The sequence below is a fragment of the Arthrobacter sp. TB 26 genome, assembly GCF_000427315.1.
Taxonomy (GTDB): Bacteria; Actinomycetota; Actinomycetes; order Actinomycetales; family Micrococcaceae; genus Arthrobacter.
On the sequence record NZ_AUPJ01000372.1, the window covers coordinates 8,624 to 22,310 of the forward strand.

Below are 13,687 nucleotides of genomic sequence, written 5' to 3' on the forward strand. Positions count from 1 at the left end.
AAGCCGCAGCTGGCTCGCGGGCAGCGCCACTACACCGAGCAGTACCACTCCTGCCAGCAGGGCAAGCCACGGGTGGTTGGTGACGATGCCGCCCCAGCCGTGGCTGCTGCGGTATTCGTCCTTGGTGCGGTCCTCGGTTTCGTGTCCGGGGGCGGCGTTGTGCTGCTCCGCCTTGGCCCAGGCCCGCTTGGAGACTAGTTTGCGGCCCACCAGGGACAGGACAGCCGGCGTCAGGGTCAGGGCAACGACGACGGCGACGGCTACCGTCGCGGCGGCCGAGAGACCCATGACGGCCAGGAACGGAAGGCCCGGGACCACCAGGGCCGCGAGGGCGATGATGACGGTAAGGCCGGCGAAGAGGACGGCGTTGCCGGACGTGCCGGTGGCCAGCGCCACGGACTCCTCGGGGTCCATGCCGGCGAGCAGCTGGCCGCGGTGCCGGTTGACGATAAACAAGGAGTAGTCGATCCCGACGGCGAGGCCGAGCATCAGCGCCAGCATCGGGGAGATGGAGCTCATGTCCATGGCGCCGCTCAGGGCGAACGTGCCGCCCACACCGACGGCGACGCCGACGACGGCCATCAGCAGCGGAAGGCCGGCGGCGATCAGGGTCCCGAGCATGATGATCAGGACCAGGGCGGCGACCGCGATGCCGAGAATCTCGGCGGTGCCAAAGAGCTCGGAGATGTCCTCGCTGATTTCCTTGCTGGGCAGGGCGGTGACGTTGGCAGCGGAAACCTCCTTGACGATGTCCTGGACTTCCTGGCGGACCTCGGGCTTGAGGCCGTTGATGGAGGTCTTGAACTGGACCTGCGCGATCGCGGCCTTGCCGTCCTCGGAGACGAACCGCAGGCCCTTCGAGGCCTCGAGCTGGCGTGTGCCGAGGGCCAGCTTTGCCTCGCCGGCTTCCAGTTCCTTGGTGCCGGCGTCGAGCTTTGCCTGGCCTTCGGCGAGGGCAGCCTTCTGCTGGCCGAGCTGCGCCTCGATGGCGGCCGGCGGCATGCCGGCGGCCGCCATCTGCTGTTCGGCAGCGTCCAGCTTGGCCTTTCCTGCGGCGAGTTCGGCTGCGGCCGTCTCCAGCTGGGCCTTGCCGGCAGCGGACTGCTCCTTGCCGGCGGCGAGGTCGGCGGCGGCCTTGTCCAGTTGTGCCTGGGTGGCGAACGGGTCAACCGTGCCCTGGACATCCGGGAGGGTCTTGAGCTTGGCCAGCGCAGCCGTGACGGCGTCCTTTCCGGCCGGGCTGAACTGGGCGTCGTTGGCTTCGAACACAACGCTCGCCGAACCGCCTGAGGACGAGGGGAGCTCGCTCTTGAGCTTGTCCGCCATCTGCTGCGTCTCGGTGCCGGGGATCTGGAAGTTGTTGGACAGGGTGCCGTGGAAGGCAGCTGCCGCGCCACCGACGGCCACCATCACGGCAAGCCAGACGGAGATGACGAGCCAGCGGTGCCGGTAGGAGAACTTGCCGAGGCGGTAGAGCAAAAGTGCCATGTCAGTGCCGATCTGGGAAAGGGGTGGCGGTGGAATTGGTGGCCACCATAGTGGCCTGGTGGGTGTCGGGGCGGGCGAATCCGGAGCCCAGCAGGCCCATGGAATCGATCAGGAGTTGCCGGAGGGTGGAAAGGGATTCCGCGGTGAGGGATCCGCCGCACCGCAAGAACCAGACGTCCATGGCCGCTTTGCCGCAGGAGATGACTGAGCCGGCCAGGGCGCGGAGGTACAGTTCGTCGAGCTCGACGCCGCCGGCCCTGCTGACGCGCTCGCGGGCCGCGGTGATGATCTGGGCGGTGCAGTGGTCCCAGGCTTCCAGCTCGGACCGGCTGAGCTGTGGATTGGCCTGGCCGAGGCTGTACAGCTCGGCCAGCGGAGCTACCGTCATGGGATCTGCGAGCTCCACGAGGGCTGCCCGCGCCGATTCCAGGAAGGGTTCCCCTGCCGGGCGCAGCCGGAACTGCTGAAGCGCGTTGTCCAGGAATCCGAAGGTGACGGCAGCAATGGCGGCTTCGGTGCTGCCGAAGTAGTTGAAGAAGGTGCGACGGGAGATCCCGGCAGCGTCTGCGACATCCTCGACCGTGAAATTGCCGGGCCCGTTGGACCGGAGCAGGGCAAGGGCGGCATCGGTGATGGCCTGGCGCGTTGCCGCCTTGTTCAGCTCGCGGCGCGACGGCACGGACGGAAGTTCGGGGAGCGCGGTGGCGGATGCCGGGGGCGCGGCTGCGCGAGAAGGAGGCAAGGTGGACACGCAATTACACTACGTGCATTTTTGCACTCAGGGCAAGTTTGTGTCCGCGCCGGACTTCGTCAGGAAAACGGACTGTCCGGTGGCGCCCGGTTCGCCTGCCGGGATGGGGACAGCGAACACGGCCGTGCCGTAGGCGCAGACCTCGGTCCAGGTGGTCCCCAGCTGTGAGTTGTCGAAGCGCATGGCAACAATTGCGTTGGCCCCGCGCTGCTCCGCCTCCGTGACCATCCGGGCCATGACCTGTTGCCGGCTCTCGTAGAGCATGCGGGTCATTTCGGGCAGTTCCCCGCCGCCGATTGAGCGGAAGCCGGCCATCACCTGGCCGCCGATATCCCGGGCACGGACCGTCAACCCCATCACCTCGCCGAAGACAGCGTCGATCCGGTGGCCGGGGATGTCGTTGGAGGTCACAATCAGCATGCCCTGAGCCTACCCAGTGCCGGACGCTCCGGACCGGAACGGCGGCGGAAACCCGGCCCGAAGAATTGCCCGGGCCCTCACCAACCTTCACAGGAAGATGAAAGGTTCCGAACAGCTCCTGCCGAAGCGGCCGGCGGAGACTGGAACCACGTCTTGGAAGAGACAACCACCAATCGCAGCCGTCACCAGGCTGCAGACCAGGAGACAGCACATGTCACGTACGAAGAGAATGACGCTCGCCATTTCGGCCGGGGCACTGGCACTGGGCGCCGGCCTTGGAGTTACCGGGATGGCGTCAGCCGCCACCACCCCCACCCCCAGCTCCAGCGCCTCGGCAGATGCGACGCCCGGCACCACTGACGGCCCGGGCATGCGCGGGCCGGGCATGCCCGGCGGACATGGACACGGTGGCGGAGAGCGCGGCGGCGCCCAGGCTGCAGCACTGGCAGCGAAGCTCGGCGTTGATGAGGCCAAGGTGACCGAGGCCCTGCAGGCCTTCCGCGAAGCCAACAAGCCGACCACCCCGCCGGCCGAAGGCACCAAGCCCGACCGCGCCACGATGGACGCAGCACTGGCGAAATCCCTGGCGGCGTCGCTGGGAATTGACGAATCCAAGGTCACTACGGCCCTGGAGGAGCTGCGGAGCGCGGCCCAGGCTGACCGCGCTGCGGAGCTGAAGACCAGGCTGGACAAGGCTGTCACCGACGGCACCCTGACCCAGGCCGAGGCAGACGCCGTCACCAAGGCCGTGGAGAAGGGCGTGATCGGCGGAGGCGGACACTAGGACCGCCTTCCCTGATGCGGCACAACTAAAAAGAAGTCCCCGGGAACCTCCCGGGGACTTCTTGTGTCATGCCTGGCGCAAAGGGCTACGCCCTGGCGCCGGTCAGCTCGCGGCCTTCCGGCGACCCTGCGGGAGCAGGGGCGGCGGAGGGGTCAGCGGCTGCGGTGTCGACCGTGCCGTCGACTTCGTCCGAGAACGGGTCACCGTTGCGCGGCGCGTTGTACAGCGACTCGTCCAGGATGCCCTGGCGCTTGGCCACGATTGTGGGGATCAGGGCTTGCCCGGCCACGTTGACGGCCGTGCGGCCCATGTCCAGGATCGGGTCGATCGCGAGCAGGAGCCCGACGCCGGCCAGCGGCAGTCCCAGCGTGGAGAGCGTCAGGGTCAGCATCACGACGGCGCCGGTGGTCCCGGCGGTGGCGGCGGAACCGAGCACGGAGACGAGGGCGATCAGCAGGTACTGGGTGAAGTCGAGCTGGATGCCGAAGAACTGGGCCACGAAGATCGCCGAGATGGCGGGGTAGATCGCGGCGCAACCGTCCATCTTGGTCGTGGCGCCCAGCGGCACGGCGAAGGAGGCGTAGGCACGGGGGACACCCAGGCTGCGTTCGGTCACGCGCTGGGTCAGCGGCAGGGTGCCCACCGAGGAGCGGGAGACGAAGGCAAGCTGCACGGCCGGCCAGACGCCGGAGAAGTACTGCTTGACGGACAGGCCGTGGGTGCGGACCAGGACCGGGTAGACCACGAACAGCACGAGGGCCAGGCCCACATAGATGGCAAAGGTGAACTTGCCCAGGGAGCCGATGGTGTCCCAGCCGTAGATGGCCACAGCGTTGCCGATCAGGCCGACGGTGCCGATCGGGGCGATGCGGATGATCCACCAGAGGACCTTCTGGATGACGGCGAGGGCGGAGGCGTTGAGGTTCAGGAAGGGCTCGGCCGCCTTGCCCACCTTCAGCGCCGCGATGCCGACGGCGACGGCGATCACCAGGATCTGCAGGACATTGAAGCTCACCGCGGTGGTGGCGACGCCGTCGGTGACGGTGGTGCTGGCGCCGAGGCCCAGGAAGTTCTTCGGGAACAGCCCGGTCAGGAAGGCCCACCAGTCACCGGACTTGCCGGCGTATTTGGCTTCCTGGGTGATGCCCGTGTTGGCGCCGGGCTGCAGGAATACGCCCAGGCCGATGCCGATCAGCACGGAGATCAGCGCGGTGATGGCGAACCAGAGCAGCGTGTTCCAGGCCAGCCGGGCGGCATTGGAAACGGCGCGGAGGTTGGAGATCGAGCTGACGACGGCGGTGAAGATGAGGGGCACGACGGCGGTCTGCAGCAGCGAGACGTAGCTCGAGCCGATGGTCTGCAGGGTGGCGCCGAGGGCGTTGGGGCTCGCCTTGGTGCTGCCCGTGTACTTGGCCAGGAGGCCAAGGCCCAGGCCCACGATCAGGGCGGCGATGATCTGGAAGCCGAACGAGCCGGCCCACTTGGGCAGCTGGATGCCGGTCTTTCCGGCGGGNTGCGGGGGTGCTTGTCTGAGTGCTCACCGGAACACGCTAGAACCGGCGCGTCTATCACGACGAACGGATGTTGAGAAATGTTACGCGGCAGGGTTATGGCCCCAGTTGCGGAAGCCTTGGAATTACGCCGCAGGACTGCCCGTTTGTGAAGTTATTCCAGCCCCGGGTGTGGCGATTGTCTCGCTGGTCTGCGCCGAGTCGGCAGTTCGCGGCAATGTTTCGGAAAACACTGCCGCGAACTGCCAACTCGCGCATGGTGTCCGTCCTAGAGTGGTGGCCATGGCTATCGCACGCTTCCCGGTCGTCGTCATCGACTGTCCTGACCCCAAGTCCCTGGCCGAGTTCTACGGAGCCCTGCTCGACTGGAAAGTCGAGCAGAACGAGGACTGGTGGTCCGCCCGCGCCGAGTACGGCGATTCGATAAGTTTCCAGAGGGTCGAGTCCTTTAGGCCGCCGCAATGGCCCGGCCAGGAGGTGCCGCAGCAGATGCACCTGGACGTCGTGGTCGACGACCTCGACGCTGCCGAGGCTGCAGTGCTCGAGCTCGGCGCGACCAAGCACGATTACCAGCCGGGAACGACGTTCCGGGTTTTCCTTGACCCGGCCGGCCACCCGTTGTGCCTCTGCCTGAGCTGACGGCTTCACCTCCGGGAACAGAGCGGCGATTATCCCGCCGGTCTGCGCCGAGGTGAGAGTTTACGCCCATGACATTGAAGGGCATGGGCGCGAAATCTCACCTCGGCGGGGCCAGGGTGCCGGCTTAGCCCAGCAGGGCGCGCTTGAGGGTGTCGAGGCCGACGGAGCCGATGTTGAGGGCCTTCGTGTGGAAAGCCTTCAGCTCGAAGCCGGGGCGGGATTCGAGCTCGGCGCGGATCTGCTCCCAGAGCCGCTGGCCCACCTTGTACGACGGCGCCTGGCCCGGCCAGCCGAGGTAGCGGGTGAACTCAAACTTCAGCTGGCCCTCGCTGATCGCGAGGTTCTGCTTCAGGAACGCGTACCCCTTGTCCGGGGTCCAGGTGCCCGACCCCCAACGCTCGGGCACCTCCAACTCCAGATGGACACCGATGTCGAACACGACGCGCGCGGCCCGCATCCGCTGCATGTCCAGCATGCCCATGTGGTCGCCCGGGTCCTTGAGGTAGCCCAGTTCCTGCATCAGCTTCTCGGCGTAGAGCGCCCAGCCTTCGCCGTGGCCGGAGGTCCAGCAGACGTTCCGGCGCCACTTGTTCAGCAGCTCGCGGCGGTACGTTGCGGTCGCGACCTGCAGGTGGTGGCCCGGTACGCCCTCGTGGTAGACCGTGGTGGTCTCGGCCCAGGTGGTGAAGGTGTCCTCGCCCGGCGGTACTGACCACCACATGCGGCCCGGGCGGCTGAAGTCGTCCGAGGGGCCGGTGTAGTAGATGCCGCCCTCGTCGGTCGGGGCGATCTTGCACTCCAGGGTCTTCATGACCTCCGGGATGTCGAAGTGCACGCCCGCGAGGTCCGCCACTGCCTTGTCGGAGAGCTCCTGCATCCAGACACGGAGGGCATCGGTGCCCTTGAGCTGCCGGGCGGGATCGTCGTTCAGGACCTCTTTGGCTTCCCCGATCGTGGCACCCGGGCGGATCTCGTTGGCCACACGCTCCTGTTCGGCGATCAGCCGGTCGAGCTCCTGCACGCCCCAGGCATAGGTTTCCTCGAGGTCCACCGTGGCACCCAGGAATGCGCGCGAGGCCAGTGAGTAGCGCTCGCGGCCCACGGCGTCCTTCTCCGGGGCGACGGGCAGCAGCTCGGATTCGAGAAAACCGGCCAGCCGGGAGTAGGCCACGCGCGCGGCGGCAGCACCGGCGTCGAGCCTGGACTGCACGTCTTCGGGCAGCGGCCCGTCCGCGGTCTTGGCGTTGGCAGCGAGGTGGGCGAAGAAACCGTCCTCCGCGGCGTGCTTCGTGGTCTGTTCGATCACGATCCTGACCTGGCGTTCGGCGGCAACCTTGCCGTTGTCCTTGGCGGCGCGCAGCGACACGATGTAGCCGTCCAAGGCGGCGGGGACGTTGTGCGCGCGTCCCGCGATGTGGCCCCACTGCGCGGCGGTGTCCGTCGGCATGAGGTCGAAGATCGCGCGGATCTCCTGCGCCGGGGAGGCGATGTTGTTCAGCTCGGCCAGGTCCCAGCCGGATTCGTGGATTTCCAGCTGCAGGCCCAGGCGCTCGCGCATGGCATCCAGGGTGACGGCGTCGACGTCGTCCGCCGGCTCGAGCCCGTCCAGCGCGGCGAGGGCCCCGCGTGCGGCCGCGGCGAATTCCTCGTGCCCGGCGGGGGAGAAGTCCTGGTATTCGGTCTCGTGCCCGGGAAGCCCGAGTTCCGTGGCGAAGCTCGGGTTAAGCCGGATCAACGTGTCCGTGAAGGCATCGGCGACGGCATCGATGGCAGTGTGCGGGCGCATTGGAACCGTGTTGTTGGCGGCAGTGTTTTCAGTGGGTTCGATAGTCACCCGAAAGACACTAGCCCGGCCGCGCCAGTTATGAAAGGGTTACTGAACTTTTCTTAGCCTCGGCTGCGTTTCCAGGAGCCTGGGCCGGGCTTCGGTGCCAGCTGCAGCTGCTGCCGGCGGATCCAGTGCCGGGCGCTCGGCTTTTCCGGGGCGGCCGGTCCGCCGCTGTCCAGGGACAGCACGACGGCGGTCAGGGCCGCGAGCTCCTCAGGCGTCGGCTCGCCCTTCATGACGGCGAGCAGGGGCTGCTCCGCCGGCTGGTTGTCGGCCGGCCCGGCCGGCGGATCCGCGGGTGGGCCCACGCCTGCTGGGTTCCCTGGCCGAGCTTGCGAGGTTAGGGGGCGGGTGGGGATCACAGCGGGATGTTCCCGTGCTTCTTGGCGGGCAGGCTGGCGCGCTTGTCCCGCAGGGCACGCAGGCCCTTGATGATCTGGACCCGGGTCTCGGACGGGGCGATGACGGCGTCGACGTAGCCGAGCTTGGCGGCCTGGTAGGGGTTGAGCAGCTCCTCCTCGTATTGCCGGATGACCTCGGCGCGCTTGGCCTCGACGTCGCCGCCGGCCTCCGCGACTGCGGCGAGTTCGCGGCGGTACAGGATGTTGACCGCGCCCTGGGCGCCCATGACGCCGATCTGCGCGGTGGGCCAGGCCAGGTTGAGGTCGGCGCCGAGCTTCTTGGAGCCCATCACGATGTACGCCCCGCCGTAGGCCTTGCGGGTGATGACGGTCAGCTTCGGCACGGTGGCCTCGGCGTAGGCGTAGAGCAGTTTCGCGCCGCGGCGGATGATGCCCTGGAACTCCTGGTCCTTGCCCGGCAGGAAGCCCGGCACGTCCACGAGCGTGATGATCGGGATGTTGAAGGCGTCGCAGTGCCGGACAAAACGTGCCGCTTTCTCCGAGGCGGCGATATCCAGGGTGCCGGCGAATTGCATCGGCTGGTTGGCCACGATGCCCACGGTGTGGCCCTCAACCCGGCCGTAGCCGATCATGACGTTCGGCGCGTAGAGGGACTGCATCTCCAGGAAATGCGCGTCGTCCACGATCTGCTCGATGACTTTGCGCATGTCGTAGGGCTGGTTGGCCGAATCCGGGATCAACGCGTCCAGGGCGAGGTCCTCGTCGTCGAGCTCCAGCTCCTGGGAGTGCTCCAGCACGGGGGCCTCGGCGAGGTTGTTGGACGGCAGGAAGTCCAGGAGTTCGCGGACGAATTCGACGGCGTCGGCCTCGTCGGAGGCGAGGTAGGTGGATGTTCCCGTGTTGGCGTTGTGCTGCCGCGCGCCGCCGAGGGTCTCCATGTCCACGTCTTCACCCGTGACGGTCTTGATGACGTCCGGGCCGGTGATGAACATGTGCGAGGTCTTGTCCACCATGACCACATAGTCGGTCAGGGCGGGGGAGTAGGCCGCGCCGCCGGCGGAGGGGCCCATGATGAGCGAGATCTGCGGGACAACACCGGAAGCGTGGACGTTGTTGCGGAAGATGTCCGCGAACATCGCCAGCGAGGCGACGCCTTCCTGGATGCGGGCGCCGCCGCCGTCGAGGATGCCCACCACGGGGCAGCCGTTGCGCAGCGCGAACTCCTGGACCTTGACGATCTTCTCGCCGTTGACCTGGCTCAGCGAGCCGCCGTAGACGGAGAAGTCCTGGCTGTAGACGGCCACGGGCCTGCCGTCCACGGTGCCATAGCCGGAGACCAGGCCGTCGCCCAGCGGTTTCTTCTTCTCCATGCCGAAGGCGGTGGAGCGGTGCACGGCGAGGGCATCGAACTCGACGAAGGAGCCGGCGTCCAGCAGCAGGTCGATGCGCTCGCGGGCGGTGTTTTTGCCCCGTGCGTGCTGCTTCTCGATCGCTTCCGGGCCGGAGGGCTGTTCGGCACGGGCCTGGCGGTCGCGGAAATCGGCAATCTTTCCCGCGGTCGTGGTCAGATCGTGGCTCATCAAGTGTCTCCGGCTCTGTAGCTGATGTTCTGCTGAATCGTGTGGTGCGGTGGCCCTGCCTGCGTGGCGCTTTAGCTGGTATCCACAAAAGCCGGGCCTTGATGGCAAGTCTAGTGAGGCTACTGGCCCAGGCCGCTGTAGAAAACCTACAATATTCGGCCCGACTCCCGCCGGCACCGCCACGTCGGAGCCGGCGGAATCTGCCGGCACCCCGCGGCGCGCCATTGTTACTCGCCAGTAACATAAGTCGGCTAGAGTGTCCTCATGACTTTGAGCAATGATGCTTCGGCCGCCGCCCCGCAATCCCAGCAGCCAGGGCCGTACCAGGCCGCCGGTACCCTCCAGGGCCGCACCATCCTCATCTCCGGAGGTAGCCGCGGCATCGGCCTGGCCATCGCCACCCGCGCCGCCCGCGATGGCGCCAACATCGTCCTGATGGCCAAGACCGGCCAGCCGCACGCCAAGCTGGAAGGCACGGTCTACTCCGCCGCCGAACAGATCGAGGCAGCCGGCGGCCAGGCCCTGCCGCTGGTCGGCGATGTGCGCAACGACGCCGACGTCGCCGGCGCCGTCGCCGCCGCCGTCGAGCGCTTCGGCGGGATCGACATCGTCATCAACAACGCCTCGGCCATCGACCTGTCCAAGACCGACGACGTCGACATGAAGCGCTACGACCTCATGCAGGACATCAACGTCCGCGGCACTTTCCTGCTCTCCAAGCTCGCCCTGCCCGCGCTGCGCGAGTCCGATGCGGGGCAGATCCTGACGCTCTCACCGCCGCTGAACCTCGACCCCAAGTGGGCCGGCCTGCACCTGGCCTACACGATGGCGAAGTACGGCATGAGCCTGACCACACTGGGCCTCGCCGAGGAGCTGAAGGTCGACGGCATCAGCGTGAACTCGCTGTGGCCCTGCACCCTGATCAACACCGCCGCCATCCGCAACATGCCAGGCGGCGACACGATCGTCCAGGGCGCCCGCGCCCCCGACATCATGGCGGACGCGGCCCACGCCGTGCTGACCAGCAGCAACGCGATCCCGGAATCCGGCAGCTGGAGCGGCAACTTCTACACCGACGAGCAGGTCCTTGCGGCCGCCGGGGTCACAGACTTCACCCCGTACAGCCTGGGCGCCCCGGAAGACCGGCTGATCCCTGACATCTTCCTCTGAGTTCCCTGTGGTTCCGTGTCCCCGGCCGGGCGGGAAGAGCCACCGCGGCGGTAACTCGGTAGGATTCAAAGCATGGAAGCCGCGCAGGAAGCCCCGGACCGTCCGCCCCTCGATGTGAAAGCCCTCAGCGAAGAGGCGTTCCTCTCCGCCAACGGCATTCCGCAGCTCACGGTGGTGGACTCCACCGGCTCCACCAACGCGGACCTGTTGCGCGGGGTCACCGAGGATCCCCGCGCGTATCCGGACCTCACCGTGCTCACCGCCGAATACCAGAGCGCTGCCCGCGGCCGCCTCGACCGCCGCTGGGAAGCGCCCGCCCGCAGTTCGGTCTCCGTCTCGCTGGTGCTGCGCCCGGTTACCGCCGGGGGGCGCCCGCTGCCGACCCAAAGCTACTCCTGGCTCTCGCTGCTCGCGGCACTTGCCCTGCGCGAGGCGCTGCTGGAAACTGCCGGAATACCCGCGGAGCTCAAATGGCCCAACGATGTCCTGGTGCGCGGCCGTAAGATCGCCGGTATCCTGGCCCAGCTGGGCCCCATGGGGGGCGGCGCCGTGCCGCCCGTCGTCCTCGGGACCGGACTGAACGTCACCCTCACCGAGGCGGAACTTCCCGTGCCCACGGCCACCTCCGTCCTGCTGGAACACCCGACGACGGTGGACCGGACCGAGCTGCTCAAGAGCTACCTGTCCCGGTTCGCCACGCTCTACCGCGGCTTCTGCAACGCCGACGGCGATCCCACCGCCGGGCTGGCCGGCGGTCCCTCGCTGCACAAGCGGGTCGAGCACCTGCTGACGACGCTGGGAAAGCAGGTCCGTGCCCAGCTCCCCGGCGACCACGAAATCATCGGCCACGCCACACGGCTGGACGACTATGGCTCCCTCATGGTGGTGGACTCCGGCGGACACGAGCACGTGGTGACGGCCGGCGACGTCGTGCACCTGCGGCCCTGGACGCCGCCGGGCGAGGGAAGCGGCAGCAGCGCCGAAAGCGGCTATGCGTAAAGAGCTCCTCCCGGGCGAACAAGTGATTGTGGTGACCCGGCCGCAGCCCCGGACCCTGATCGTTCCGGCGCTGCTGTTCATTGTTGTTCCCGCCCTGGCCGCTTTTGCCTGCGCCTGGATCGTCAAAGGCGGCCCGGCCAAGCTGGCCCCGATCATCGCGAAGGAGACGAAGGAGTGGACGCCCTGGCTGATCGGGATCTGCGTTGCGCTCGCCGCCTGGGTGCTGCTGGGCTACTGCCTGCCACGGGCCATGACCTGGCACGCCACGAAGTACACCCTGACCAGCCAGCGCCTCCTTGCCCGCTACGGCATGCTCAGGCGGCGGGACCAGCAGGTTTCCCTGGCCACCGTTCGTAATGTGGTCATCCACCAGTCGTTGCTCCAACGCGTATTGCGGTCCGGGAATATATCCTTGGAGACCGGGCACCCCGCCAGCATGGTGGTTCCCGACGTCCCGGAGGTCGCGACGTTCCGGAATTTTGTCCTCGACGCCGTCGACGACCTCCCGCGGGAGGTCCTGGGGGCCGCGGACCTGATGCACAACCCCGACGCGGCGTGGCCGTGGGAGACGAGAGAAGGTGGAAGAGATGAGCGCTGAGAACGATCACCGGGATACGGGCCTGCTGGCCGACGAGCCGTCGCACCTTTCGGATGCCTTCGTCGAGACCGCCAGCCTCGAAGCAGCCGTTCTCGATGCCATCGCCGACGGCGGTGTCGAAGACACCGGGGACGTCCCCGAGGAAGACAGCAGTGCCGACGCCAACTCCGAGGCATGGCTTCCCGACTCCGCGGACACTGACATCACGGTAGAGCCGGAGGCGGATGACTCCGATGCCGGTGGCTCAACGGCCGCAGAACCCGCCGCCGTCGGCGCAACGGCAGCTGCGGCGAGCACCGCCGTCGCTCCTCCCACCGGCTCCATGTCCGCCGAACGCATCGCGCTGAAGGCCCTCGAGCAGCGGCTGCTCGGCGGGGAACGCAAGCTCCGCCGTCGTGAAGTCGCCTCCGGCGCAGGCCTGTCACTGCTCTCCGCCCGCAAACTCTGGCGCGCCCTCGGCTTTCCCAATATCGGTGACGAGGACGTTGCCTTCACCGAACGCGACCAGGCAGCGCTGAACACCATCGTGGACCTGGTCCGCGCCGGCAAACTCACCGAGGAAGCCGCGATCTCCGTCACCCGCGCCATCGGCCAGATGACGGACCGCATGGTCGTCTGGCAGGTCGAGGCCCTGGTGGAGGACATGGTCCACCAGCAGGGCGTCTCAGACGCCGTCGCCCGCAAACGCCTGGTCAGCGAGCTGCCGTCCCTCGTGGACGCGCTCGAGGAAATGCTGGTCTATTCCTGGCGCCGCCAGCTCAACGCCGGCGTCCAGCGCCTGGCTGTCCGTGCCGAGGCCGGACTGGCCTCCAGTGAGGAAGGCCGCGAAGGCGACGAGGACGACGCACCACTGCCGCTGGCCCGGGCGGTCGGCTTCGCGGACCTGGTTTCCTACACGAGCCTGTCCCGCCGCATGAACGAAAAAACCCTTGCCCAGCTGGTGCAGCGCTTCGAGAACAAATGCGCCGAGATCATCTCCGTTGGCGGCGGCCGCCTCGTCAAGACGGTGGGCGACGAAGTCCTCTACATTGCGGAAACCCCGGCGGCCGGGGCGGAAATCTCCCTGGCCCTGTGCCAGGCCTTCACTGAGGACGAGATCCTGCCCGAGGCGCGCGTCGCCATGGTCTGGGGCCGCATCCTCTCCCGCCTGGGCGACATTTACGGGCCCACGGTCAACCTGGCTGCTCGGCTCACGGCACTGGCGGATCCCGGAACGGTTCTGGTGGACTCGATGACTGCAGCCGCGCTCGAAAACGACGAACGATTCGTCCTGCTGCCGCGGCCGGCCGAGGACGTCCGCGGCTTCGGCGAAATCCACCCGGTCCAGCTGCAGCGCGGCAGCGGCCGCGGCCTGGTGCTCGACTAAGCGCCCCTGACCTGCGCCGATGCCGGGGCCGCCGGACTTGACGCCGCCGGGGTTTCTCTAATCGATGGGTAATATGCGATAGTCGAGGCTATCCGGCACCACCACAGGCGATGCGCCCTGCGCGGTGGCCGTGACCTTCTGGGGGACACAGCAGACATGAAGACCTTCCTTGCAGCCCTGCGGCCAAAAAC

General features: G+C 67.7%; 11 protein-coding genes and 2 pseudogenes (1 of these 13 only partly in view). 6 read left to right on the plus strand and 7 right to left on the minus strand.

Annotation, left to right across the window (positions count from 1 at the left end; translation table 11 throughout):
- The 3 genes and pseudogenes from K789_RS23205 to K789_RS0114380 form a co-directional block, all read right to left on the minus strand.
- Window positions 1-1,488 (minus strand): annotated as a pseudogene (locus K789_RS23205) (MMPL family transporter); it reaches 1,049 nt to the left of the window's first position.
- 1 nt (window position 1,489) lies between these two features.
- Window positions 1,490-2,230 carry a TetR/AcrR family transcriptional regulator gene (locus tag K789_RS0114375; RefSeq protein WP_029705099.1) on the minus strand — a complete coding sequence of 247 codons (741 nt, stop codon included), beginning with the start codon at window positions 2,228-2,230 and terminating at the stop codon, window positions 1,490-1,492.
- A 36-nt stretch (window positions 2,231-2,266) separates the two neighbouring features.
- On the minus strand, window positions 2,267-2,659 hold the full coding sequence (locus K789_RS0114380; protein ID WP_024367360.1) for a YbjQ family protein: 393 nt from the start codon (window positions 2,657-2,659) through the stop codon (window positions 2,267-2,269).
- 211 nt (window positions 2,660-2,870) lie between these two features.
- Between K789_RS0114380 and K789_RS0114385 the strand changes: the two genes are divergently transcribed.
- Window positions 2,871-3,443 carry a hypothetical protein gene (locus K789_RS0114385; RefSeq protein WP_024367361.1) on the plus strand — a complete coding sequence of 191 codons (573 nt, stop codon included), beginning with the start codon at window positions 2,871-2,873 and terminating at the stop codon, window positions 3,441-3,443.
- Window positions 3,444-3,528: 85 nt separating this feature from the next.
- Here the strand turns inward: K789_RS0114385 and K789_RS23210 are convergent.
- Window positions 3,529-4,984: pseudogene (locus K789_RS23210) on the minus strand (dicarboxylate/amino acid:cation symporter).
- A 252-nt stretch (window positions 4,985-5,236) separates the two neighbouring features.
- On the opposite strand from K789_RS23210, the gene K789_RS0114395 reads away from it, so the two are divergent.
- Window positions 5,237-5,593 (plus strand): VOC family protein, encoded by a 357-nt coding sequence (locus K789_RS0114395; RefSeq protein WP_024367362.1) that lies wholly within the window; start codon window positions 5,237-5,239, stop codon window positions 5,591-5,593.
- 124 nt (window positions 5,594-5,717) lie between these two features.
- Here K789_RS0114395 and K789_RS0114400 read toward each other — a convergent pair whose 3' ends face one another.
- From K789_RS0114400 to K789_RS0114410, 3 genes are all read right to left on the minus strand, one after another.
- Window positions 5,718-7,379, minus strand: coding sequence for a DUF885 domain-containing protein (locus tag K789_RS0114400; RefSeq protein ID WP_024367363.1), 1,662 nt, complete (start codon window positions 7,377-7,379; stop codon window positions 5,718-5,720).
- 101 nt (window positions 7,380-7,480) lie between these two features.
- A complete protein-coding gene (locus K789_RS0114405; protein WP_024367364.1) occupies window positions 7,481-7,729 on the minus strand; it encodes an acyl-CoA carboxylase subunit epsilon in 249 nt (82 codons plus the stop codon).
- A 50-nt stretch (window positions 7,730-7,779) separates the two neighbouring features.
- Window positions 7,780-9,363: an acyl-CoA carboxylase subunit beta gene (locus K789_RS0114410; protein ID WP_024367365.1), complete on the minus strand. Its 1,584-nt coding sequence runs from the start codon at window positions 9,361-9,363 to the stop codon at window positions 7,780-7,782.
- Window positions 9,364-9,627: 264 nt separating this feature from the next.
- Between K789_RS0114410 and K789_RS0114415 the strand changes: the two genes are divergently transcribed.
- From K789_RS0114415 to K789_RS0114430, 4 genes are all read left to right on the plus strand, one after another.
- Window positions 9,628-10,533, plus strand: a complete 906-nt coding sequence (locus K789_RS0114415; protein ID WP_024367366.1) for an SDR family oxidoreductase — start codon at window positions 9,628-9,630, stop codon at window positions 10,531-10,533.
- Between the two features lie 72 nt (window positions 10,534-10,605).
- Window positions 10,606-11,532: a biotin--[acetyl-CoA-carboxylase] ligase gene (locus K789_RS0114420; RefSeq protein WP_024367367.1), complete on the plus strand. Its 927-nt coding sequence runs from the start codon at window positions 10,606-10,608 to the stop codon at window positions 11,530-11,532.
- Window positions 11,525-12,130 carry a PH domain-containing protein gene (locus K789_RS0114425; protein ID WP_024367368.1) on the plus strand — a complete coding sequence of 202 codons (606 nt, stop codon included), beginning with the start codon at window positions 11,525-11,527 and terminating at the stop codon, window positions 12,128-12,130. Before K789_RS0114420 ends, K789_RS0114425 begins: the two co-directional genes overlap by 8 nt.
- 202 nt (window positions 12,131-12,332) lie before the next feature.
- Entirely contained in the window at window positions 12,333-13,496 is a 1,164-nt protein-coding gene (locus K789_RS0114430; RefSeq protein ID WP_416352806.1) for an adenylate/guanylate cyclase domain-containing protein, read from the plus strand.
- Window positions 13,497-13,687 lie beyond the last annotated feature (191 nt).